General features: G+C 63.4%; 23 protein-coding genes. 16 read left to right on the plus strand and 7 right to left on the minus strand.

The window, feature by feature from the left end; genetic code table 11:
• Positions 1-33: 33 nt before the first annotated feature.
• From murJ to AC1D0I_RS05500, 4 genes are all read left to right on the plus strand, one after another.
• The gene (gene murJ, locus AC1D0I_RS05485) at positions 34-1,641 is read left to right on the plus strand and encodes a murein biosynthesis integral membrane protein MurJ (RefSeq protein ID WP_477393564.1); all 1,608 of its coding nucleotides are present in this window, start codon (positions 34-36) and stop codon (positions 1,639-1,641) included.
• A 119-nt stretch (positions 1,642-1,760) separates the two neighbouring features.
• A complete protein-coding gene (gene trpS, locus AC1D0I_RS05490) occupies positions 1,761-2,828 on the plus strand; it encodes a tryptophan--tRNA ligase (RefSeq protein WP_477393565.1) in 1,068 nt (355 codons plus the stop codon).
• A 104-nt stretch (positions 2,829-2,932) separates the two neighbouring features.
• Entirely contained in the window at positions 2,933-3,424 is a 492-nt protein-coding gene (locus tag AC1D0I_RS05495) for a universal stress protein (RefSeq protein WP_095082749.1), read from the plus strand.
• A 192-nt stretch (positions 3,425-3,616) separates the two neighbouring features.
• Positions 3,617-4,186, plus strand: a complete 570-nt coding sequence (locus AC1D0I_RS05500; protein WP_095084295.1) for a NifU family protein — start codon at positions 3,617-3,619, stop codon at positions 4,184-4,186.
• A gap of 196 nt (positions 4,187-4,382) precedes the next feature.
• Here AC1D0I_RS05500 and AC1D0I_RS05505 read toward each other — a convergent pair whose 3' ends face one another.
• The gene (locus AC1D0I_RS05505; protein WP_095082750.1) at positions 4,383-5,000 is read right to left on the minus strand and encodes a L,D-transpeptidase; all 618 of its coding nucleotides are present in this window, start codon (positions 4,998-5,000) and stop codon (positions 4,383-4,385) included.
• A gap of 224 nt (positions 5,001-5,224) precedes the next feature.
• On the opposite strand from AC1D0I_RS05505, the gene cueR reads away from it, so the two are divergent.
• The 3 genes from cueR to AC1D0I_RS05520 all read left to right on the plus strand — a co-directional run bounded on the left by cueR (position 5,225) and on the right by AC1D0I_RS05520 (position 6,467).
• The gene (gene cueR, locus AC1D0I_RS05510) at positions 5,225-5,647 is read left to right on the plus strand and encodes a Cu(I)-responsive transcriptional regulator (RefSeq protein WP_477393567.1); all 423 of its coding nucleotides are present in this window, start codon (positions 5,225-5,227) and stop codon (positions 5,645-5,647) included.
• 99 nt (positions 5,648-5,746) lie between these two features.
• Positions 5,747-6,088, plus strand: coding sequence for a hypothetical protein (locus AC1D0I_RS05515; RefSeq protein ID WP_477393569.1), 342 nt, complete (start codon positions 5,747-5,749; stop codon positions 6,086-6,088).
• 88 nt (positions 6,089-6,176) lie between these two features.
• The gene (locus tag AC1D0I_RS05520) at positions 6,177-6,467 is read left to right on the plus strand and encodes a hypothetical protein (RefSeq protein ID WP_477393571.1); all 291 of its coding nucleotides are present in this window, start codon (positions 6,177-6,179) and stop codon (positions 6,465-6,467) included.
• A 213-nt stretch (positions 6,468-6,680) separates the two neighbouring features.
• Here the strand turns inward: AC1D0I_RS05520 and AC1D0I_RS05525 are convergent, their stop codons facing one another.
• Positions 6,681-7,247 (minus strand): NADPH-dependent FMN reductase, encoded by a 567-nt coding sequence (locus AC1D0I_RS05525; RefSeq protein ID WP_095082764.1) that lies wholly within the window; start codon positions 7,245-7,247, stop codon positions 6,681-6,683.
• A 759-nt stretch (positions 7,248-8,006) separates the two neighbouring features.
• Here AC1D0I_RS05525 and AC1D0I_RS05530 point away from each other — a divergent pair.
• The gene (locus tag AC1D0I_RS05530) at positions 8,007-8,513 is read left to right on the plus strand and encodes a hypothetical protein (RefSeq protein WP_477393573.1); all 507 of its coding nucleotides are present in this window, start codon (positions 8,007-8,009) and stop codon (positions 8,511-8,513) included.
• A 177-nt stretch (positions 8,514-8,690) separates the two neighbouring features.
• On the plus strand, positions 8,691-9,191 hold the full coding sequence (locus tag AC1D0I_RS05535; protein ID WP_477393760.1) for an MmcB family DNA repair protein: 501 nt from the start codon (positions 8,691-8,693) through the stop codon (positions 9,189-9,191).
• Between the two features lie 259 nt (positions 9,192-9,450).
• Here the strand turns inward: AC1D0I_RS05535 and nhaA are convergent, their stop codons facing one another.
• The 5 genes from nhaA to AC1D0I_RS05560 all read right to left on the minus strand — a co-directional run bounded on the left by nhaA (position 9,451) and on the right by AC1D0I_RS05560 (position 16,374).
• Positions 9,451-10,653, minus strand: coding sequence for a Na+/H+ antiporter NhaA (nhaA, locus tag AC1D0I_RS05540; protein ID WP_477393575.1), 1,203 nt, complete (start codon positions 10,651-10,653; stop codon positions 9,451-9,453).
• Between the two features lie 313 nt (positions 10,654-10,966).
• Positions 10,967-11,530, minus strand: coding sequence for an ActR/PrrA/RegA family redox response regulator transcription factor (locus AC1D0I_RS05545; protein WP_095082767.1), 564 nt, complete (start codon positions 11,528-11,530; stop codon positions 10,967-10,969).
• Positions 11,531-11,615: 85 nt separating this feature from the next.
• On the minus strand, positions 11,616-12,941 hold the full coding sequence (locus tag AC1D0I_RS05550; protein WP_457150039.1) for an ActS/PrrB/RegB family redox-sensitive histidine kinase: 1,326 nt from the start codon (positions 12,939-12,941) through the stop codon (positions 11,616-11,618).
• Positions 12,942-12,973: 32 nt separating this feature from the next.
• On the minus strand, positions 12,974-15,436 hold the full coding sequence (gene hrpB, locus AC1D0I_RS05555; RefSeq protein WP_477393577.1) for an ATP-dependent helicase HrpB: 2,463 nt from the start codon (positions 15,434-15,436) through the stop codon (positions 12,974-12,976).
• Between the two features lie 47 nt (positions 15,437-15,483).
• Positions 15,484-16,374 (minus strand): DMT family transporter, encoded by an 891-nt coding sequence (locus AC1D0I_RS05560; RefSeq protein WP_477393579.1) that lies wholly within the window; start codon positions 16,372-16,374, stop codon positions 15,484-15,486.
• A 28-nt stretch (positions 16,375-16,402) separates the two neighbouring features.
• Between AC1D0I_RS05560 and AC1D0I_RS05565 the strand changes: the two genes are divergently transcribed.
• The 7 genes from AC1D0I_RS05565 (at position 16,403) to AC1D0I_RS05595 (ending at position 23,028) form a co-directional block, all read left to right on the plus strand.
• Positions 16,403-17,092, plus strand: a complete 690-nt coding sequence (locus tag AC1D0I_RS05565; protein ID WP_477393580.1) for a PIG-L deacetylase family protein — start codon at positions 16,403-16,405, stop codon at positions 17,090-17,092.
• 276 nt (positions 17,093-17,368) lie between these two features.
• A complete protein-coding gene (locus AC1D0I_RS05570) occupies positions 17,369-18,700 on the plus strand; it encodes an ABC transporter substrate-binding protein (RefSeq protein WP_477393582.1) in 1,332 nt (443 codons plus the stop codon).
• Between the two features lie 109 nt (positions 18,701-18,809).
• Positions 18,810-19,757: a carbohydrate ABC transporter permease gene (locus tag AC1D0I_RS05575; protein ID WP_184873362.1), complete on the plus strand. Its 948-nt coding sequence runs from the start codon at positions 18,810-18,812 to the stop codon at positions 19,755-19,757.
• Positions 19,754-20,704, plus strand: coding sequence for a carbohydrate ABC transporter permease (locus AC1D0I_RS05580; protein ID WP_095082780.1), 951 nt, complete (start codon positions 19,754-19,756; stop codon positions 20,702-20,704). Before AC1D0I_RS05575 ends, AC1D0I_RS05580 begins: the two co-directional genes overlap by 4 nt.
• On the plus strand, positions 20,701-20,907 hold the full coding sequence (locus tag AC1D0I_RS05585) for a hypothetical protein (protein WP_457150034.1): 207 nt from the start codon (positions 20,701-20,703) through the stop codon (positions 20,905-20,907). The genes AC1D0I_RS05580 and AC1D0I_RS05585 overlap by 4 nt, the downstream gene beginning before the upstream one ends.
• A gap of 2 nt (positions 20,908-20,909) precedes the next feature.
• Positions 20,910-22,022: an ABC transporter ATP-binding protein gene (locus tag AC1D0I_RS05590; RefSeq protein ID WP_457150033.1), complete on the plus strand. Its 1,113-nt coding sequence runs from the start codon at positions 20,910-20,912 to the stop codon at positions 22,020-22,022.
• Positions 22,015-23,028: an ABC transporter ATP-binding protein gene (locus AC1D0I_RS05595; protein WP_477393583.1), complete on the plus strand. Its 1,014-nt coding sequence runs from the start codon at positions 22,015-22,017 to the stop codon at positions 23,026-23,028. The genes AC1D0I_RS05590 and AC1D0I_RS05595 overlap by 8 nt, the downstream gene beginning before the upstream one ends.
• Positions 23,029-23,101 lie beyond the last annotated feature (73 nt).

Below are 23,101 nucleotides of genomic sequence, written 5' to 3' on the forward strand. Positions count from 1 at the left end.
TTTGTCCCAATTCCGCAGGCAGTTCCCAAAAGCATGAGCCTCGTCAAGAAATTCGCAACGGTCGCTTCCGGCACGCTGATGAGTCGCGCGCTCGGCTTCGGGCGTGAGATGCTGATGGCGGCAGCGCTGGGCACCGGACCGGTCGCCGACGCCTTCAACGCCGCCTTCCAGTTTCCCAACACCTTTCGCCGGCTGTTCGCCGAGGGCGCCTTCAACGCCGCCTTCGTGCCGCTGTTCGCCAAGGAGATCGAGACACACGGCACCGAAGGCGCCAAGCGCTTCTCGGAGGAAGTGTTCGGCGTCTTGTTCACGGCGCTGCTGGCGCTGACCATCGTCATGGAATTGTCGATGCCGCTGATCGTGCGCTACCTGGTGGCGCCAGGCTTTGCCGGCATACCGGGAAAATTCGACACCACGGTGACGCTGGCGACGATCATGTTCCCCTACCTGATCTGCATGTCGCTGGGCGCCATGATGGCGGGCATGCTGAATTCGCTGCGCCGCTATTTCGCGGCGGCGGTGGCGCCGGTGTTTCTCAACATCATCCTGATCGGCGTGCTCGCCTATGCCTGGTACAAGGGCTCCGACGCGCTCACCGTCGGCTACGGGCTGTCCTGGGGCGTGCTGGCCGCCGGACTGGTGCAACTGGCGATCGTCTGGGTGGCGGTGCGCCATGCCGGCATCTCGATCGGCTTCCGCCGTCCGAAAATGACGCCCGCGGTCAAGCGGCTGCTGATCCTGGCGCTGCCGGCGGCGATCACCGGCGGCATCACGCAGATCAACCAGCTGATCGGCACGGCGATCGCCTCGGCGCAGAACAGCGCTGTGTCCTCGCTCGCCTATGCCGACCGCATCTACCAGCTGCCGCTCGGCGTGGTCGGCGTCGCGGTCGCGATCGTGCTGTTGCCCGAACTGTCGCGGGCGCTGAAGTCGGGCAACCTGATCGAAGCGGCCAACCTGCAGAACCGCTCGGTCGAGTTCACGCTGTTCCTCACCTTGCCGGCCGCCGTGGCACTGTGGGTGATGTCGGAGCCGATCGTGCGGCTGGTCTATGAGCGCGGCGCCTTTGCCGCCAACAACTCGACGCCGACAGTGGCGGCGATCCTGGCGATCTTCGGCCTCGGCCTGCCGGCCTTCGTGCTTATCAAGGCGTTCACCCCCGGCTATTTCGCCCGCGAGGACACCCGCACGCCGATGATGTTTGCCGCCATCTCGGTGGCGGTGAACGTCACCACGGCGCTGACGCTGTTTCCGGAAATGGGCGCGCCCGGCATCGCCGTCGCCTCGGCTGTCGCCGGCTGGGTCAACGCCCTGATGCTGCTCGGCGTCTTGATCCGGCGTGGCCATTGGGGCCGCGACGTGCCGCTGATGAAACGCATTCCGCGGCTGGTGCTGTCGGCGATCGTGATGGGGGCGGCACTTTATTTTGCCGAACACTGGTTCGCCCTCAGGCTCGGCCGGGGTGCGCCGCTGGTCGTCAAGGCGACGACGCTTCTGGCGCTCGTCGCCGGCGGGGCGCTGCTTTACTTCATCACCGCCTTCGCCACCGGCGGCGCCGATTTCGGCATGATCCGGCGCAACGTCAAGCGGGGATCGGGGAAAGCGGCGCCTCCGGCCCCAAAGACCGCCCCGGACGAGTAGGGCCGGATAACTCGACGGCAAAACCGGTCTTGATCGGATCGTCGTGTTCGTCCATAAGCGCGCCGTCGCAAGACTTTCGCCGCGCGCGAAACGGCCCTCCACAAGCCAAGGGAACAACCATGACCGCCTTCAAGCCACTCGTCTTTTCCGGCGTCCAGCCGACCGGCAATCTGCATCTCGGCAACTATCTCGGCGCCATCAAGAAATTCGTCGCCCTGCAGGAAACCTCCGACTGCATCTATTGCGTCGTCGACCTGCACTCGCTGACGGCACAGCTCGTCCATGACGACCTCGCCGACCAGACGCGGTCGATCACCGCGGCGTTCCTGGCCTCGGGCATCGACCCGAAGAAGCACATCGTTTTCAACCAGTCGCGGGTCATGCAGCATGCAGAACTCGCCTGGATCTTCAATTGCGTGGCGCGCATCGGCTGGATGAACCGCATGACGCAGTTCAAGGACAAGGCCGGCAAGGACCGCGAGAACGCTTCGCTGGGCCTGCTTGCCTATCCGAGCCTGATGGCTGCCGACATCCTGCTCTATCGCGCCACCCACGTTCCGGTGGGCGAGGACCAGAAGCAGCACCTGGAGCTGACCCGCGACATCGCGCAAAAATTCAACAACGACTTTTCCGACCGCATCGCAGCCCTTGGCGTCGGCGTCGAGATGCAGGTCGGCGAGGAGACCGTCAACGGCTATTTCCCGCTGACCGAGCCGGTGATCGGCGGGCCGGCGGCGCGCATCATGTCACTGCGCGACGGCTCGAAGAAGATGTCGAAGTCGGATCCGTCGGACCTGTCGCGCATCAACCTGACCGACGATGCCGACGCCATCTCGAAGAAGATCCGCAAGGCCAAGACCGACCCGGAAGCGTTGCCGAGCGAGCTGGACGGGCTGGCCAGCCGGCCCGAGGCGGAAAACCTGGTCGGCATCTATGCTGGTCTTGCCGATATGTCGAAGGCAGACGTGCTGAAAGAGTTCGCCGGCCAGCAGTTTTCGGTGTTCAAGCCGGCGCTGGCCGACCTTGCGGTGGAGAAGCTGGCGCCGATCGCCAGCGAGATGCGCCGCATTTCCGATGACCGCGCCTATGTCGACGCGGTGCTGAGGGATGGCGGCGAGCGCGCCGGCGTGCTCGCAGAGGCAACGATGAAAACCGTGCGCGACATCATCGGGCTGCTGCAGGGCTGATCCCAACATCGGGTGCACTGCACCACACTGGCATAAGGCCGGCGGCTTGCCGCCGGTCTGCGGCAGTGGCAGATTGCGGCCGCAATGACACCGAGTACGTAGACATGGTCTCCAAACGCCTCAGCCGCGAAGCCGGCCATCGCCGCAAATTCCTGGCGATCATCGACGACACGCCGGAATGCGAGCGCGCCGTCGCCTACGCCTCGAAGCGGGCGCAGAGTACCAACGGCATGCTGGTGCTGCTCTATGTGATCGAGCCGGACGATTTCCAGCACTGGCTGGGTGTCGAGAAGATCATGCGCGAAGAGGCCAACGCCACGGCGCGCGCCGCGCTCGACGGTTATGCCAACAAGGTGCGCCAGAAGCTCGGCATGGAGCCGGAGATGGTGGTGCGCGAAGGCAAGCCGACCGAAGAGATCCACAAGCTGATCGAGGAGGACCAGGACATCGCCATCCTGGTGCTGGCCGCCGGCGCCGGCAAGGAAGGTCCCGGACCGCTGGTCGGCGCCGTGGCCGGCAAGGGTGCCGCCTTCCCGATCCCGGTGACCGTGGTGCCGCAAAACCTGTCGGACGAGGAGATCGACAGCCTCGCCTGAGATGTATCGATATTCGGGTGATGCCGACCTGCAAGCGGCCAGACCTGAATCGCACCTCAAAGCGCATCGCAGGTCGCAAAAACATTCCGCCAGCCAGCTGTTCCGGCGATGCGTTTCGCTTGAATGTCCAGCCAATAGAGCCTATTTAGAACTATTCCAAACTGGTTGCCCGAAATGGGCACGGAGACGGCCATGTTCATCCAGACCGAATCGACGCCAAATCCGGCGACGCTGAAATTCCTGCCCGGCAAGGAAGTGCTTCTGGAAGGCACCGCCGATTTCCGCGATGCCGACAGCGCCGCCACCGCCTCGCCGCTGGCTGGCCGGCTGTTCGAGATTCCCGGCGTTACCGGTGTTTTCTTCGGCTACGACTTCATAACCGTGACCAAGGACGGCCCCGACTGGCAGCATCTGAAGCCGGCGATTCTCGGCGCCATCATGGAGCATTTCATGTCCGGCGCGCCGGTCATGGTCAAAGCCGGCCCTGCCGCCGAGACCAGCCTGACGGGTGAGTTCTACGACAAGGCCGACGAGGAACTCGTCATCACCATCAAGGAACTGCTCGACACGCGGGTGCGCCCTGCGGTCGCCCAGGATGGCGGCGACATCACCTTCCGCGGCTTCGAGAACGGCACGGTGTTCCTGCACATGAAGGGCGCCTGCGCAGGCTGCCCGTCATCGACGGCGACGCTGAAGCACGGCATCCAGAATCTCCTGCGCCACTTCGTGCCGGAAGTGCAGCAGGTCGAGCAGGTTTCCTGATTGTCCGCCGGACGCTTTGCCGGCAAAACAGATTCGATAAAACGCAAAAAACGGGCGCAAAAAACAAAAAACCGGGCCGAATTGCCCGGTTTTCTGTTTGGGACGTCCGTTGTTGCCTAGACGGTCCGCGCATGAATGGCGTCTGTATCTGATCATGATTTTGCCGAAAACCGGTACCGGTTTTCGGGATCATGGCCTAAAGAACAATGACCTTGGCGCCCACCGAGGTGCGGTCATAAAGGTCGATAATGTCCTGGTTCATCAGGCGGATGCAGCCTGACGACATTGCCTTGCCGATCGAATTCCACTCCGGGCTGCCATGCAGGCGATAGCCCATGTCGCCGCCCTTGTTGAACAGATACATGGCGCGGGCGCCGAGCGGGTTCTTCAGGCCCGGCTCCATGCCGCCGGCAAACTTGGCCAGTTCCGGCTGGCGGTGGATCATCTGCGAAGGCGGCGTCCAGGTCGGCCATTCGCGCTTCAGCGCGATGTGGGCGGTGCCGTGCCATTCGAAGCCTTCGCGACCCACGCCGATGCCGTAGCGCATCGCCAGGCCATCACCCTCGACGAAGTAGAGGAACTTGTTCTGCGTATCGACGATGATGGTGCCCGGCTTTTCCTTGGTGTCGTAGTCCACCTCCTGCCGATGATACCTCATCGGCACCTTCTCGATCGGGATGCGCGGCAGCTGGTAACCGGCGTCGGTGACCGCACCGTAGTCGTTGGAGAAAATCCGCATGCCGATGCTGCTGCAACCGGCGATAGCAGTGGAAAGCGCCAATGCGGCGACGATTGCAAACGACTTCATGCGCATAAGATGATCCGGTGCCCCGCCCCAACGTCAGCAGCACGAGTCGGCCGCTTCACGATCATTCATGCTGGCATTTTCTTTGCTTGCCAAGCACCCGATGCCTATATGCAGGGACTTACGTGCTGGTAGGCGCATTACTATGGCATTTCGGCAACAGGCCTCACAGGATTGTGAAGCAAAATCAATGGCCCCGTCCGTAAGCCACTTAAAAATCAAGGAAAATCGTCATGAACGTCGGTGACGCCGCCCACCATTCAGGCCTGCCGGCCAAAACCATCCGCTACTATGAAGAGATCGGCCTGATCGCCCCTGCACGTGCCGCCAACGGCTACCGCGACTATTCCGGTGACGACATCCACCGGCTGGCCTTTCTGCGCCGCGCGCGCAACCTCGGCTTTTCCATCGACGATTGCCGCCAGTTGATGGCGCTCTACAAGGATCGGAGCCGCGCCAGCCACGACGTGCGCGAGATCGCCGCCGCCCATGTCAGGGCGATCGAGGAAAAGGTGCGCGAATTGCAGTCGATGCGCTCGACCCTGCAGACGCTGATCCACGCCTGCCACGGCGACGACCGGCCGGACTGCCCGATCCTGGATGACATGGCCGGGGCTGCGCTGCCCAGCGCCAAGGATGCTACGACGGCCGCATAGGCGCTATGCGTCCAGCGGGAGCATCATTTGGAAACCAGTAGGATTTGCCGTAATATTAACCGGGGCTAATGCACATCTCCTTGGTCGGAAGGGACCTGAGTGGGGAAGTTCCTGGCAGGCCTGGTGGCCGCGGCGCTGGTCGCGTCGGCAGGACGATGCTGGTCCAAGGACAAACAGCCTTACAAGCCGATCTTCGAAGAAAAAGTAAGAATGGCCAGCGCCCTGCGGTATTCCGACATCCTGAGCCAGGAATGCATGCACGGGCGGCGGTATCCGCGGAACAAGATCAAGAACGGCTTCAAAAGGCACTACCAGGAAATGTGCCTGCAGTTGGTCGCGGAAGGGTACACCATCGTGCCAGATGTCACCGGGAACAACTCACCCCAGGCACTGTCCGAGATGGAATTCGACGCCAAACGGCGGCGTGGGATCGCGCCCTAATTTGGCTGTTTTCGAGCATACTGGCTGGATGATTGAGGACTGCCTCTCAATTGGCCGATAGTGGGTCTGTCAGACGTCCGGGCGCGCCATGCTGATGCGGCGCGGCGTGCAACGGCTTTTGATGGAGACGGGCGGCGGCCAATCAAGTTGGTTCGCGCGGACGATCTCTTTGTTTTTCGAGGAACTGATTGGCGTGTTCCGCCCAATCATCCGCCGTGATTTTATGTTCCTGGACAGACTTTCCGAAGGCCTCGCGCAGAGCGTCAAGGTCGAAGGCCCACAGCTGTTCGCCTTCGTTGCTGTTCGATGTCGCGTCACCCGTCCCCATGGAACCGACGATAGGCTCCACAAGTTCAGGCTTTCAAGGACCAATGCCTGACTTCTTTTGGGTGCATCCGGGTTAGATCATAAGATCAGCTTTCTCGCTCATCGGACGCCCCTAGCTTAGCGGTTGTGCTTCATACCAGCGGGCCAACCAATCCAGAACGTCCATCCAGATAAGCTACCGGACCGGTATCGGCATGGAAAGGAGGGCATTCTCCAATCTATGGATTCGCGGCCTGGGGCCTCCAGCCGCGCGGTATCCTGTGACCTATGTGGCCAGGGCGGTATAGACCCGAGTGATGAAGCCGTGGAATTGCAGCATGTAGTCGCGCAGGAACTCCTCGGTCCCGGCGTCGGTGACCTCGCCTTCATCGGTGATCAGGCCGGGTTTGAACTGGATGTAAGCCTCGATCGAGTTCATCTGCGGGGAGTTGCAGAAGCCAAGAACGCCGCGAAGGCTTTGCTGCGCCAGCGCGGTGCCGATCGAACCCGGCGAGGTGCCGATGACCGCCGACGGTTTTCGGGTGAACGAGTTGTGGCCGTAGGGTCGGCTCGCCCAGTCGATCGCGTTCTTGAGCCCACCTGGGATTGAGCGGTTGTATTCGGGCGTGACGAACAACACGGCTTCGATCCCGGCGAGCGCTTCCTTGAATGCCTTTGCCGGCGGAGGGAAATCCGCGTCGTAGTCGTAGCTGTACAGCGGCAGGTCCTTGAACGGGATTTCGGCCATCGAGAGTTCGGCTGGCGCCAAGTTCACGAGCGCCTTGGCCAGCTTCCGGTTGATTGAGCCCTTGGCGAGGCTGCCAATGAGATAACCGACTTTGTACGCGGTCATAAGAATGCCTCCTCGGGAGAAAGCCAGTATGCGGCTGGCAGCGCAGTCCTGAAGGGTACACCCCAAGGCCGATCAATGCACGCGTATCGTGGGTAGCGGCTGCCCTACGGCTGGGCAGGGCGTGTCTGGGACTTCAGTCTTAGTTGAGATATCGCTAATGTGCCTATAGCTTGGGCAGTGCGGGGGACGATCCCAAAAGCCTGATCCCGCAGTGGCCGGTGCGGCCTACCCCAACACCAAGCACCCCGACCGTACCGGCCACTCCCATAGGGCCGGGGGGAATTGGCTAGGCCGACATTCATCGTAGCGCCTCTACCAACGAAACACCTGAMGASCTTCTAKCGGCCTTYCTCGATTGAACTCGTGCCCTTGGGCACGAAGAAACACCGCCAYCTGTATCTCTGGTAGGCCTCGAACTTCATATGGGGAATGATCGTTCGATAGAACGTCATTAAATGCTCACAGAGATGGTAGCGGTCATCGGGGGAGGCTTGGGCACGCTCTCTAGGGATAAACCACTCCGGCTCTTGTGGCTCATTCATGCGGGGCGAGGCGACCTGACGTAATAGCCGTCTTTCGTCTCCCTGACCTCGCGAGGGTCTATCGGGTGGCAATCTTTGTTGCCGCAGCGACGCCGCAGTGGATAAGATCGCTCATGCGCCGAAGATAAAAGAGCTTCTGCGGCGCCAACGGAAAGAGGCGAAGCCTTGACTCATCCGCGGTAGCAGCATTGGCTGCTACGGCATTGATGGGGGCACCATGCAAATCGATACGCCAGAGGCGAAAGCTATTTGGAATGAAATGCAAAATGCCTCCGAGCGAACACAGGCAATAGTGGCCGCTTCGTTTCTAGAAGATAAGTTAACGGAATTAATTCTTGCTCATCTGCGGCAAGATAAGGACACAACAGACAAACTGTTTGACCCAGGAAAGCCACTTGGTACACTAGGCACCAAGTGCGATGTTGGCTATTTATTGGGCTTTTATTCGAAGGAATTCCGCAAAGATATTGCGACCATCGGGAAAATTCGTAATCGATTTGCGCACTGGGCGCGGCCCACCACGTTTGACACGCCTGAAATTCGGACTTTCTGCGAGGCGCTTGGTCTTCAGAGGCGCATATTCCGTCATAGCCCGGACGACCTTCAGGAGGAGCGCCCGCTGCCACCCGGCATGGCGCGGTTCATCTTCATCTCGACCATTGATATTATGAGCGGCCACATCATCGAAATGACGCGGAATCCGAACCATCCGAGAGTTTTGTAGGTGCCGCTGCCAACATATCTCGAACGATGCGCTCCACAACCTCTTCATCGGCGTCATAGAACGGTTCCCAAGCAATCAGCAATTTTATCCCGACCGCGATCATTTCGGGCGTGACACCGGATAATCGCCTCCATAAAATAGGTTCAAACCGTGAACAAAATCTGGCATGGTGCCGCCATACCTATCATCTCGCCGATTCTGCAAAACCCGCTTGTCGACGGCCGCCAGTCCGAGCGCGCCATGCTGGTACGGCGCGGCGTGCAGCGGCTTTTGATGGAGATGGGGGCGCATGTGCTGCCCGAACTGTCGCTGGCCACCGGCCGCCGTGCCGACCTCGTCGCGCTGACGCGGCAGGGCGACATCTGGATCATCGAGATCAAGTCGTCGATCGAGGATTTCCGGGTCGACCGCAAATGGCCAGACTACCGGCTGCACTCCGACCGCTTCTTCTTCGCCACCCATCCCGGCGTGCCCTCGGAGATCTTTCCCGAGGAGTGCGGCTTCATCCTCTCCGACGGCTACGGCGCCGAAATCCTGCGCAATGCGCCGGAGCACCGCATGGCGGCGGCAACGCGCAAGGCGCTGATGCTGCGGATCGCGCGAGCCGGCGCCTCGCGGCTGCTGGCGGCCGAGCTTGCCGGCGTGTCGGTACCGGCGCTGGAGGGGGAGAGCGAGTAGCGGCGAACGGGCCACAGGACCAAGTACTGCCAACGTTGGCGATGCCCCTCATCTGCCTGCCGGCATCTTCTCCCCGTATAGTGACGGGGAGAAGGACGCTTTCGCCGACGATTTCGCTAACCCCCAACGCTGCAAGAAAGAGCGCCGCGCCGCGGCCAGCCCCTTCTCCCCGTTCACGGGGAGAAGATGCCGGCAGGCAGATGAGGGGCAGCGCCAAGACTGACAGAAAAGCGCAGCCTCGAAGCGAAACCGACCGCCTCTACTCGTCGCTCTCGTCCACCCCACTCGCCGCCGCCGCCGGCGCCCTCAACAACACGGCGGCGCCAAGGAGGGCGGCGATGAAGGAGCCGGCGAGGATGCCGACCTTGACCGCGTCCTGGAGTGCGGCGTCGCTGGCGAAGGCGAGCAGGCCGATGAACAGGCTCATGGTGAAGCCGATGCCGCACAGCAGCGAGATGCCGATCAAATGCACCCAGCCGGCATGGGCCGGCAGGTCTGCAAGGCCGAAGCGGATGGCAAGTGCCGAGGAGCCGAAGACGCCGACCAGCTTGCCGACGACAAGGCCAGCGGCGACGCCGAGCGTCAACGGCTCGACCAGCGCGCCAAAGCTCAGGCCGGCGAGCGAAACGCCGGCATTGGCAAAGCCGAAGATCGGGATGACGACAAAGGGCACGATCCTGTGCAGGCCGTGCTCGAGCCGGTGCAGCGGCGAATGGTCGAGATCGTGGCGGATCCCGGCGGAGCGTTCGAGCGGAATGGTCAACGCCAGCGCCACGCCGGCAAGCGTGGCATGGACGCCCGATTTCAGCACCAGCACCCACAGGATCGCACCGAGCGCGAGATAGGGCAGCAGCGTCATCACCCGCATGCGGTTGAGCACGACGAGCACGGCAATGACGGCGAAGGCGGCACCAAGATAAGCTGATGACAGGCCGCTGCTGTAGAAGATGGCGATGATGATGACGGCGCCGAGATCATCGATGATGGCAAGCGCGGTAAGGAAGACTTTCAGCGAGGCCGGCACACGGCTGCCAAGCAGCGACAGCACGCCGAGCGCGAAGGCGATGTCGGTGGCGGTCGGGATCGCCCAGCCGGACAGTGCGGCGGCATTGTTACGGTTGATCACGACGTAGACGAGTGCTGGAACCACCATGCCGCCGGCTGCGGCGATGCCGGGAAGGACGCGGCGCGGCCAGGTCGAGAGCTGGCCGTCCAGCACCTCGCGCTTGATCTCCAGCCCGACGAGCAGGAAGAACACCGCCATCAGCCCGTCATTGACCCAGTGCGAGACGCTGAGCGGGCCGAGATAGGCGTGGAGAGCGGAGAAATAGGTTTCGGAGAGCGGCGAGTTGGCAACGATCAGGGCCAGTGCGGCCGCCGCCATCAGGACGATGCCGCCGGCCGCCTCGCTATCGAGAAATTCGCGGAAGACGGAAACCGGCCGCTGCTTCAAGTCCTGCATGTCGCCTCCGTCGTGCCGCCTATTGGCCGGCGTCATTTTCCGAGCGCTGGCGCCGCCCCTCACCTGCCTGCCGGCATCCTCTCCCCGTATAGTGACGGGGAGAGGACGCTGTCATCAATGGTTTCGCCAATTTATCAGGGTTGCAAGAAAGGCACCGGCTTTGCGGCCGGCCCCTTTCTCCCCGTCACGATACGGGGAGAAATGCCCGGAAGGGCAATGAGGGGCGGAGCTTACTTCGACAATTGGCGGCCTCGGCCACGAGTTGGAAACCGTCATTGATCCGAAGCCATTTGCCCCGCGTATTGCGGGAATCTTAACGCGGCGCGCGCTTGGCCAGGATCCGCTGCAAGGTGCGGCGATGCATGTTGAGCCGGCGCGCGGTCTCGGAGACGTTGCGCTCGCACATCTCATAGACGCGCTGGATATGCTCCCAGCGGACGCGATCGGCCGACATCGGGTTTTCCGGAGGCGCTGCCCGCTCCCCCGCCGTGCGGGTGAGCGCGGCGAAGATGTCGTCGGCATCGGCCGGCTTGGAGAGATAATCGACGGCGCCGAGCTTCACCGCTGTCACCGCGGTGGCGATGTTGCCGTAGCCGGTCAGGATGATGGTGCGGGAATCGTCGCGCTTCTCGCGGATGGCGGCAACCACGTCGAGACCGTTGCCGTCGCCGAGCCGCATGTCGACTACGGCATAGGCGGGCGGGTTGGCGCGCGCCTTGCCGACCGCCTCCTCGACGCTCTCGGCCGTCTCGACCACGAAGCCCCTGGTTTCCATGGCGCGGGCCAGGCGCGTGAGGAACGGCTTGTCGTCATCGACGATGAGCAGCGAGGTGTCCTCGCCTTCCACCATTGCGCCAATGTTTTCGTCGCCTGTCATGGTCTCAAAATTCCTGCTGCCTTAATTCCACGCAGATATAGTTCCTGAGCCTGATTGTCCAATTTTTCGAACCCTTGCAAGGCTCTCAGGCGGTGTCGAACATGCTGGCCGAGGTGATTTCCGGATTGAGGAACACGCCACGCGGCCACGATATCTGTACCACGGCGCCCTCGCCCAGGCCGCTCGAATTGCGGAAATCAAGCGTTGCACCGGAGCGTTCGAGCAGCGTCTTGGCGATGAACAGGCCCAGCCCCAGGCCACCGCCGGCTTCCGTGCCCTGGCGCGTCGACATATAGGGCTCGCCTATACGGTCGATGATCTCGGCCGGAAAGCCCGGCCCGTCATCGATGATCGAGAAGGCCACAGTGGTGTCGTCCCAGCTCCAGCTCACGGTGACGCTCTTGCGGGCGAAATCGACGGCGTTCTCGACCAGGTTGCCAAGGCCGTAGATGACGCCCGGATTGCGGCGCCCGACCGGTTCGGGGCCGATGCGCTCGCCAGGCCGAAGCTTGATCGAGATGCCGAAGTCGCGATGCGGGGCGGTGACCTCCTCGACCAGCGAGGTCAGCGGCAACCGGGAAAGATGCGCCTCGCCCTCGGACGAAAGGCTGGTCAGGCGCTTGAGGATCTCGCGGCATCGCTCGCTCTGCGAGCGCAGCAGCTTGACGTCCTCGCCGTATTTGGGATCGTTGCCGAGCGCCTTTTCCATCTCCTTGACGACAAGCGTGATGGTGGCGAGCGGCGTGCCAAGCTCGTGCGCGGCGGCCGCAGCCAGCCCGTCCAGCGCCGACAGGTGCTGCTCGCGCTGCAGCACCAGTTCGGTGGCGGCAAGCGCATTGGCCAGAAGCCGCGCTTCGGCAGCCACCCGGAAAGCATATATGGCGGTGAAGGCGATCGAGGACAGCACCGCCATCCAGATGCCGGCGACGTAGATGAAGGGCATCTCCAACGGCGCGCCTTCATGCCAGGGCAGCGGCAGATGGACGAAGACCAGCAAGGTCGCCGCCGTCATCACCAGTCCGCCGAGGATTGCGGTCAGGCGCAGGGGCAGCGAGGTGGCCGAAATGACGACGGGCACGGTCATCAGCAGCGAGAACGGGTTGGTAAGGCCACCGGTCATGTAGAGCAGGCCGGCAAGCTGCAGGCTGTCGAAGATGAGGATGCCGAAGGCCGCGAGCGGGGTGAGCCGGTGCGCCGCCGGAAAGCGAAAGGCGAGAAACAGGTTCATCCAGGCCGAACAGGCGATCAGGGCGAAGCAAAGGCTGACCGGCAGCGGAAACTTCAGGCCATAGGCGACGACGAGCACCGTCACGCTCTGACCGACGATGGCAAGCCAGCGCAGCCTGATCAGCGTGTTGAGGCGCAGTCTCTGGCTCTGCTGGAAATCGGGCGAACGCAAAACGTTGATCATGGTGATGGATTACAGCCGCGGGACGGTGAACGCTAGGTACCTCTCGGTTTGGCGCGGGCGGTAGCGGCCGCGAGCAGCGGATTTTCCGGCCAGACATGCTTGGGATAGCGGCCGCGCATGTCGGCGCGCACATCGGCCCAGGAGCCGCGCCAGAAGCCGGGCAGGTCGCGCGTCGTCTGGATCGGCCGGTGCGCCGGCGACAAGAGCTCGAGTGTCAGCGGCACGGTGCCGCCGGCGATGGAAGGATGGCGGTCGAGGCCGAACAGCTCCTGCACGCGCACAGCCAGCACCGGCCATTCGCCGTCATAGCGGATCGGTACATGGCTGCCCGACGGGGCGTCGAAATGGGTTGGCGCCAGCGCTTCGATCCTGCGCTGCAAGTCATGCGGCACGAGAGTGGCCAGCCCCGCCGCGACGACGCCCGGATCGATGGCGGCAAAGGATGCCGCGCCGGACAGGAACGGCAGCAGCCAGTCGTCGAGGCGCTCGATGAGGGGGGTATCCGACATATCGGGCCACGGCGCTCCGAGGCCGCGATGCAGCCAGGAGAGCCGCTGGCGCAGCGTTTGCGCCTCCTTGCCCCAGGTCAGCAGCGACAGCCCATGCTCGCGCAAGGCGTCAAGGATGGCGCGATCGGCGTCAGCGCCGGTTGGCGGCGGCAGCATACGCTCGGAAAGGGTGATGGCGCCAAGGCGCACGGTCTCGCGCACACGCACGGCGCGCTTGTCACGGTCGAAGCTGGTTTGCCTGCGCGTTTCGATCCTGTCGGCAAGTGCTGTGCGGACATCGTCCTCGCCGATTGCCGCCGCCGCCGTGATGCGCGCATTCTGCGCCTTGCCCTGCAGGTCGGCGACGACCAGAAATGGCTCGCCGGCCAGCGGGTCGGCAGCGTCGAGCATGGCGCCGGAACCGTTGGCCAGCACGAAACGGCCGCGCTCGCCGCGCGCCTTGGCGACGCGGTCGGGCCAGGCGTGGATCAGAAGCGTGCCGGCGGAAACAGTCCCGCCGCTCTTCGCCCCGCTGGCCTGTCTCGCCAGCCGTTCGGCAAGCTGGCGCGCCGCCGTTGCGCGCGGCGATCGCTCAGAGCGAAAGCGCATCAGCCGTCGCTCCAGGTCGGCGCCGTCGCCGCCAAGCCCGCGTTCCGTCAGCAGCACGGCAAGCATGGCCGCCTCGTCGGCATGGCCGCTCCTGGCGGCCTCGGCGACCATATGCGCCAACCGCACCGGCAGAGCGAGCTTGCGCATCGCCATGCCCGCCTCCGTCAGGCGGCCGGCCTCGTCGACGGCATCCAGCGCGCGCAGCAGCAGCCTTGCCTCGTTGAGCGTCGGAGCGGGCGGCGGATCGAGGAAGGCGAGGCTGATGGGATCAGCGACACCGAAGGCGGCGCAGTCGAGCAACAGGCTGGAAAGGTCGGCCTCGAGGATTTCCGGTGGCGTGAAGGCGGGGAGCGCCGCGGTCTGCTCGGCCCGCCACAGCCGCATGGCGACGCCTGGCTGCGTGCGCCCGGCACGGCCGGCGCGCTGGTCGGCGGACGCCTTGCTGACGCGCACGGTTTCCAGCCGGGTGAGGCCGCTGGCCGGCTCGTAGCGTGGCAGCCGCGACAGGCCGGAATCGATGACGACGCGCACGCCGTCGATGGTGATGGAGGTTTCGGCGATAGAGGTGGCCAGCACCACCTTGCGGCGGCCGGCAGGCGCCGGCTTGATCGCAGCGTCCTGCGCCTTGCCGTCGAGCATGCCGTAGAGCGGCACGATATCGGTGTCGGCGCCAACCTTGCCGGCAAGCCGCTCGGCGGTGCGCTCGATCTCGCGTTGGCCGGGGAGGAAGGCGAGCACGCTGCCGCTTTCGTCGGCAAGCGCCACACGGATCGCCCTGGCCATGGCGTCCTCGATGGCAACGCCGGCCGGACGCTCGTCGTAGCGGATGTCGACTGGGAAGGCGCGGCCCTCGCTCTCGATCACCGATGCGTCGGACAGCAGCTTCGCGACGCGGGCGCCGTCGAGCGTCGCCGACATCACCAGCACCCGCAGATCCGGCCGTAGCGCGCCTTGCACATCGAGCGCCAGCGCAAGGCCGAAATCGCCATCGAGCGAGCGCTCGTGGAATTCGTCGAAGATCACAGCCGAGACGCCGGGCAATTCGGGGTCATCGAGGATCATGCGCGCCAGCACGCCTTCGGTGACGACCAGTATCCTGGTCTTGGCCGAGGTGCGGTTCTCCATGCGCATGGCGTAGCCGACGGTGGCGCCGGGTTCCTCGCCGAGCAATTCGGCCATGCGGCGGGCGGCGGCGCGGGCGGCAAGCCGGCGCGGTTCGAGCAGGACGATCTTGCCGGCCCCCAGCCAAGGCGCACCGAGCAGCGCCAGCGGCACCAGCGTCGTCTTGCCGGCGCCGGGCGGCGCCACCAGCACGGCGCTGTTGCGTTCGGCCAGCGCTTCACTCAGCGCCGGCAGCACGGCGGATACGGGAAGCTCCGGCAAGGGTTTTGTCGTCATCGCGTCCGCATATCAGCGGTCGCGGTCGCCGTGCAACCGGGACAGGTTCAAAGCCGGGTGCGCGAAAACGGGTTCCAGCGCACCGTGCCGAGCCGCGCTTCCTCGCGCACCATGGTCAGCAGGCCGGACCCGCCGACGACAGCGAGGCCTACCAGCGACAGCCAGTCGGGGTATTCCTGGAAGAACAACGCACCGAGGATGACCGCCCAGACGATCTGCGAATAATGCGTCGGCGCGATCCGGTTGGCGGGCGCATATTTGACAGCCAGCAGCTGCAGCAGCTGCCCGCAAGCGGTGAAGGCACCCGCCATCACCAGCCACACCAGCTGCTTGCCGTCCGGAACGGTGAATGAGGTGGCGGCGGCCCCAACGCCGTTGAACAACAGGCCGTAGCCGATCAGCACACCCAACATGGTCGTGCGCTTTTCCTGCTGTGCCAGCGAGCGCATCAGGATGACGCTGGCGGCGGCGAGGAAGGCAACGCCGAAGGCGGCAAGATGGCCGAGATTGAGCTCGCGAAACCCTGGTCGCACCACCAGCATGACACCGGCAAAACCGGCGACCACCGCCAGCCAGCGCCATGGACCGACCTTCTCCTTGAGGATGACGGTGGACAGGATGGTGACGCAGAGCGGCGCAAGAAAGACCAGCGCATAGACTTCCGCCAGCGGGATGGTGGTGAAAGCGTAGACGCTGAGCACGCCGGACGCGATGCCCGCCCAGGCGCGCGCCTGCACCGCCCAGGGCCGCCTGGTGCGCCAGAAGTCACGCCAGCGCTCGCCCGCCGGCCGCGTGAAGAAAAGAAAGAAGCCGGCAAACAGCGTCGTGAAAAATCCGATCTCGAATACCGTGAACTGTCCGCCGAGGCTTTTGACAACGGCATCGCTGCCCGAATAGCTTGCATAGGCGATCAGGGCGAGCAGGATTCCGTTCGTCACTTTTTTTGATTTCCGGGGAGAGAGTGGCTTGAAGATATTGGCGCTCGGTGCGCATCCGGACGACATCGAGATCTTCATGTTCGGTACGATGGCCGCCTATGCCGCGCAAGGCGCAGAACTCACTTTTGCCATAGCCACCGATGGGGCCAAGGGCGGCAAGGGCGATCCCGGCGCGCTTGCCCGGGCGCGGCGCAAGGAGGCGAGCCGAGCGGCAGGCCTGCTTGGGGTCACGCCACGTTTTCTCGACTTCCCGGACGGCGCGCTGGTGGCCGATGCGGTGCTGATCGCGGCGCTGAAAGCGCTGATCGGCGAGGTCGGCCCGGACCTGGCGATCACCCATGCGCCGAACGACTATCATGGCGACCACCGCGCGCTGTCGGACGGCGTGCGCATCGCGGCTTCGTTCGCGGTGCCGGTGCTGCATGCCGACACGCTCGGCGGCACCGGTTTTTCGCCGACGCATTATATCGATATTTCCGCGCATGCCGACGTCAAGGCTAAGGCGATCCGCATGCATCAGTCGCAGGATCCGGAGCGCTTCGTCGACGGCGCCCGAACGCAGAACCTTTTTCGTTCAGGCCAGTGCAACGGCGCGCTGGGTTCATTGGCCGAGGCCTTCCGCTTCGAGCCTGTGTTTCCCTTCGCCGACATCCGGGCGCTGCTGCCACCGGCACCGGCGATCCGGCCGGTCATGGTGAGCACCAAACGGGTCGACTGAGAGCCGAGACGACCTTCGAGTCTGGCCGGGCCCGGCCTGCGCGACTTCCACAATCGGACCCGCGATCCATGCTTTTCCCAACGTTTTCAGGCATCGCCGCGACCATGCTGCGGCGCAGCAACGAATTCGCTTGCGTTGTTTAGTAAAAATTGCATCACTAAACAAATTACTAAACATCTGCAGCGCTGCCGCGCCGCCATGTTTGGGCCCCTGAGGAGAGGGGTTTGGAGCTCTTGAAACCGTCATCCGGACGCGTTTCGCAAATGGGAGGAAGGCATGAAATCGAGCTTGAAACTGGCGTTGGGACTGGCCTCGGCGATTACAGCGTCGACAGCCGTCTCGAATGTCGCGCACGCTGAAGACCTGACGCTGTGCTGGGCCGCCTGGGACCCGGCGAACGCACTTGTCGAACTGTCCAAGGATTTTACCAAGGAAACCGGCATCGGCATGAAATTCGAATTCGTGCCGTGGACCAACTATGCCGACCGTTTCCTGAACGAGCTGAACTCGCACGGCAAGCTGTGCGACCTGATCATCGGCGACAGCCAGTGGATCGGCGGCGCCGCCGAGAACGGCCACTACGTCAAGCTGAACGACTTCTTCGACAAGGAGAAGATCAGCATGGACGACTTCGTGCCGGCAACCGTCGTCGGCTATTCGGAATGGCCGAAGAACACGCCGAACTACTGGGCGCTGCCGGCCATGGGCGACGTCGTCGGCTGGACCTATCGCAAGGACTGGTTCTCCAAGCCGGAGCTGCAGAAGGAATTCAAGGAGAAGTATGGCTGGGATCTCGGCCCGCCGACCACCTTCGACCAGCTGAAGCAGATTGCCGAGTTCTTCCAGAAGCGGCAGGTCGACGGCAAGACCGTCTATGGCGCCTCGATCTACACCGAGCGCGGCTCGGAAGGCATCACCATGGGCGCCATGGACGTGCTTTACAGCTACGGCTTCCAGTACGAGAACCCGAAGAAGCCCTACGAAATGGAAGGCTTCGTCAATTCCGACAAGTCGGTAAAGGGGCTGGAGTTCTACAAGGCGCTCTATGATTGCTGCACCCCTCCGGGCGCCTCGAACAGCTACATGGGCGAAGGCGTCGATGCCTTCAAATCCGGCCAGGTGGCGATGCACATGAACTTCGCCTTCACATGGCCGGGCCTGCAGAAGGACGAGAATGTCGGCGGCGACAAGATCGGTTACTTCGTCAACCCCAAGGGGCCTGACGGCGATCAGTTCGCCCAGCTCGGCGGCCAGGGCATCTCCGTGGTGTCCTATTCCGACAAGCAGGAATCGGCGCTGAAATACATCAAGTGGTTCGCCAACAAGGATGTGCAGGCCAAATGGTGGTCGCTCGGTGGCTATTCCTGCCTCAATGCGGTGGTCAAGGACCCGAAGTTCCCGGCCAGCCAGCCCTATGCGCAGACCTTCCTCGACTCGATGGCGATCGTGAAGGACTTCTGGGCCGAGCCCAGCTATGCGCCGCTGCTGCAGGCGTCGCAGAAGCGCTTCCATGACTATGTCGTTGCCGGCCAGGGTTCGGCCAAGGATGCCCTCGACGGCCTGGTCAAGGACTGGACGCAGGTCTTCCAGGACGACGGCAAGATGTAACAGGCTCCTCCCGAGCTAGGCCCAGGCGTCCCGTGCCACCTTGGCACGGGACGCAGTTCAGATAAATTCCATGACAGAGACGACCCAAGTGACCGAAGCAGGACTGACCATGCTCAATCGGACCGCGGAGAACGTTGCCCGGGCGACCCCGGAGCCGTTGGCCCGCAAGGTCCGGGGCATCAGCGACAAGGGCCTCGCCTGGCTGTTCATCTCGCCGACGATCCTGTTGCTGCTCGCCATCAACATCTTCCCGCTGTTCTGGGCGATCTATCTGTCGTTCACCAATTTTCGGGCCAACCGCCCGAACGAGGTGGTGAAGAATCTCGGCTTTGCCAACTACCAGCGCATCCTCGCCGATAAGGATATCTGGATCGCCATGCAGACGACGGCGCATTTCGTGTTCTGGACCATCCTGCTGCAGACGCTCATCGGCTTCACGCTGGCGTGGCTGATCGACAGAAAGTTCCGTGGCCACGCGTTCTGGACGACCCTCATCCTGGTTCCGATGATGCTGTCGCCGGCGGTGGTCGGCAATTTCTGGCGCTTCCTCTACGAGCCGCAGATCGGCCTGTTCGCCTATGCCATTTCCTTCGTCACCGGCATCCCGCCAACAAACATCCAGATGCTCTCCAACGTGTCGCTGGCGCCATGGTCGATCATCATCGTCGACACCTGGATGTGGACGCCCTACGTGATGCTGATCTGCCTCGCCGGGCTGCGCTCGATCCCCGAATACATCTATGAGGCGGCCGAGGTCGACCGCGCCTCCAACTGGCGGCAGTTCTGGTCGATCACACTGCCGATGGCGTTGCCTTTCATCATGCTGGCGGTGCTGTTTCGCGGCATCGAGAACTTCAAGATGTTCGACATGGTCAATCTGCTCACCGGCGGCGGGCCGGGCTCGACCACCGAGGTCGCCTCGATCACGCTGAAACGCCAGGCTTTCGAGAGCTGGCGGACGGGCTATTCCTCGGCCTTCGCCATCATCCTGTTCGTCGCGGTGTTCGGTCTCGCCAACATCTACGTCAAGGCGCTCAACAAGGTGAAGCAGAGATGAGCCTGACCACTGCCCACTCGGTCGTCGCACCTTCGGCAAATTCGAAGCGCATCGCCGGCGCGATCATCATCGCCTACGCGCTGATCTCGATCGTGCCGCTGCTGTGGATCTTCGCCACCAGCTTCAAGACGCCGCCGGACTCGATTGCCTATCCGCCGAAACTGCTGTTCCAGCCGAGCCTTGAGGGCTACTGCAACCTGTTCACGACGCGCACCCGGCAGACGCCGGAATACATCAACTCGCTGGGTCCGGCGACGGGCTTCTGCGACGAGACCACGCGCAAGCGCAACATGGTGATCGCCGGCCCGTCCAACTTCCTGCCGCGCTTCGTCAATTCGCTGATCATCGCCTTTGGCTCGACCTTCTGCGCCGTCTTCCTTGGCACGCTGTCGGCCTATGGTTTCTCGCGCTTCAAGGTGCCGCTCGCCGACGACCTCCTATTCTTCATCCTGTCGACGCGCATGATGCCGCCAATCGCCGTCGCGATTCCCATCTACCTGATGTACCGCGAGCTTGGCCTGTCCGACACCGCGCTCGGCATGATCCTGCTCTATACAGCGGTCAATGTTTCACTGGCGGTGTGGCTCTTGAAAGGCTTCATCGACGAGATCCCGCGCGAATATGAGGAGGCGGCGATGATCGACGGCTATACGCGGCTGCAGGCCTTCTGGCGCACCGTGCTGCCGCAAGCGACCACCGGCATTGCCGCCACCGCCATCTTCTGCCTGATCTTCGCCTGGAACGAATATGCCTTCGCTGCCCTTTTGACCTCGGGCACGGCGCAGACCGCGCCGCCCTTCATCCCGACCATCATCGGCGAAGGCGGCCAGGACTGGCCGGCGGTGGCGGCCGGCACGACCATCTTCCTGGTGCCGATCCTCGTCTTCACCATCCTGCTTCGCAAGCAATTGCTGCGCGGCATCACCTTCGGCGCGGTGCGCAAATGAGCTTGACCAGCCCTCAGAAACGCAAATCGCGCTGGCCGGTCTGGGCCAGGCGCGGGCTGATGGAAAACATCGCCACGGTGCTGATCGCCCTCGGCTTCCTGATGCTGTTCCAGCCCTTCGCGCTGTCGCTCTACACCTATTCCTTCATCACCATGCTCGCCGGCACCGTGATGTTCATCATCGTCTCGAAGTTCCCGGAATAGCCATGGCCGAAATTCGCGTTCAGCACCTGAGAAAGGCCTTCGGCGATTTCGTCGCCGTGCAGGATTCCAACTTCGTCGTCGAGGATGGCGAGTTCTTCGTCATGCTCGGACCGTCGGGCTGCGGCAAGACGACGACGCTGCGCATGATCGCCGGGCTCGAACTGCCGACAGGCGGGCAGATCCTGCTTGGCGGAGACGACGTCACCATGCTGCGGGCGCGCGAGCGCGACATCGCCTTCGTCTTCCAGCTGTTCGCGCTCTACCCGCACATGAACGTGCGCAAGAACATCGGCTTCCCGCTGCTGGCGCAAGGCATGCCGTCAGCCGAGATTCGCCAGCGCGTCGAAGAGACGGCCAAGCTTCTGCGCATCGACCATCTGCTCAACAAATCCGTCTCAGGCCTCGCCGGTGGCGACCGCCAGCGGGTGGCGCTCGGCCGCGCCATCGTGCGGCGGCCAAAGTGCTTCCTGATGGACGAGCCGCTCGGGACCCTCGATACCGAGTTCCGCGATTTGATGGTCCATGAGTTGCGCGAACTGCACAACCGCATCCACGCCACCACCGTCTATGTCACGCACGACCAGATGGAAGCGATGTCGATGGCCGACAAGATCGCGGTGATGAACCATGGCGTCATCGAACAGTTCGGCACGCCGCGCGAGATCTACGACCGGCCGGCGACCATGTTCGTCGCCGATTTCATCGGCTCGCCGCCGATGAATTTCCTGGGCTTCGGCGGTGGACTGGCAAAGGGCGTGAAGGAAATCATCGTCCAGGGCGCGAAGGTCGCGGTGCCGGAAGTGCGCGAGGATATCGCCCCGGCCGACATGGCGCTGGGCATCCGTCCGGAACATATCCGCTTCGACGACAACTCCAAGCTGCGTGGCGCCATCTATGGCACCGAATATCTCGGCACCACGCAGATCGTCGCGGTGGAGACGGCGGACGGCATCATCAAGGCCCGCGTGCCAGCCGAAATCCGGCTCTCGACCGGCGACCATGTCGGCCTGACGCTGAGCAGCGCGCGGCTGTCACTGTTCGAGAAAGGATCGGGCCGCGCGGTGAGAACCGCGATCCACGATGCCGCCTCGGAGCGGAGGGCACAGCATGGCTGACGTGCACATCAAGAATGTGAGCAAGAGTTTTGGCGACCATGTCGCCGTCAACGGTCTCGACCTCACCATCGCCGATGGTGAGTTCGTCGTGCTGCTCGGGCCGACCGGCGCCGGCAAGACGACGACGCTGCGGCTGATCGCCGGGCTGGAGCGGCCGGATGCCGGCACGATCGAAATCGGCGGCCACAATGCCACGACGCTGTCGCCGGCCGAGCGCGACACCGCCTTCGTGTTCCAGCAATACTCGCTCTATCCGCATTTGTCGGTGTTCGACAACCTTGCCTTCCCGCTGCGCTCGCCGGCACGAAGGATGCCGAAAGAGCAGATTCGCCGCCGGGTCGAGGAAGTGGCGAAAATGGTGCGCATCCACCACAAGCTCGCCAATCGCTCGACCAAGCTGTCGGGCGGCGAAATGCAGCGCGTCGCCATCGGCCGTGCGCTGGTGCGCAAGACTTCCATCTATCTGATGGACGAGCCGCTGTCGTCGCTCGATGCCAAGTTGCGGGCGGATCTCAGGCTCGAACTGAAACGCATCCAGGCCGAACTCGGCGCCACCATGCTCTATGTCACGCATGACCAGATCGAGGCGATGACGATGGCCGACCGCATCGGCATCCTTGCCGATGGCGTGCTGGTGCAGATCGGCTCGCCCCGTACGATCTATTCGGAGCCGGCAAACCTGCATGTCGCGGCCAGGCTCGGCCAGCCGGCGATCAATCTATTGCCAACCGGGCTGCTGCCCGATGGCGGCGCACCGGCCGGCACCAAGACGATCGGTGCACGCACCGAACATCTGTCGATCGAGAAGGCCGCGAATGGCCATGCCGACGGCGTCGTCGACTGGGTCGAGCATCTTGGCGACCAGAACCACCTGCATGTGACGGTGGGGGCCAGGAAGCTGGTGACGCTGACCGATCCCGAAACGGATCTGGGGCAAGGCGACAGGGTGGTGATCCGCTACCGGTCGCCGCTCTATTTTGGTGCCGACGGACAAAGGCTGATATGAACGGTTTTCGGTGTTTCCCTGCCAAGGGGTCAACACCGGCTTCTGATTGATGACTGCAGACAAGTGACTGGAC

Source organism: Mesorhizobium sp. P2_D1, assembly GCF_056404455.1.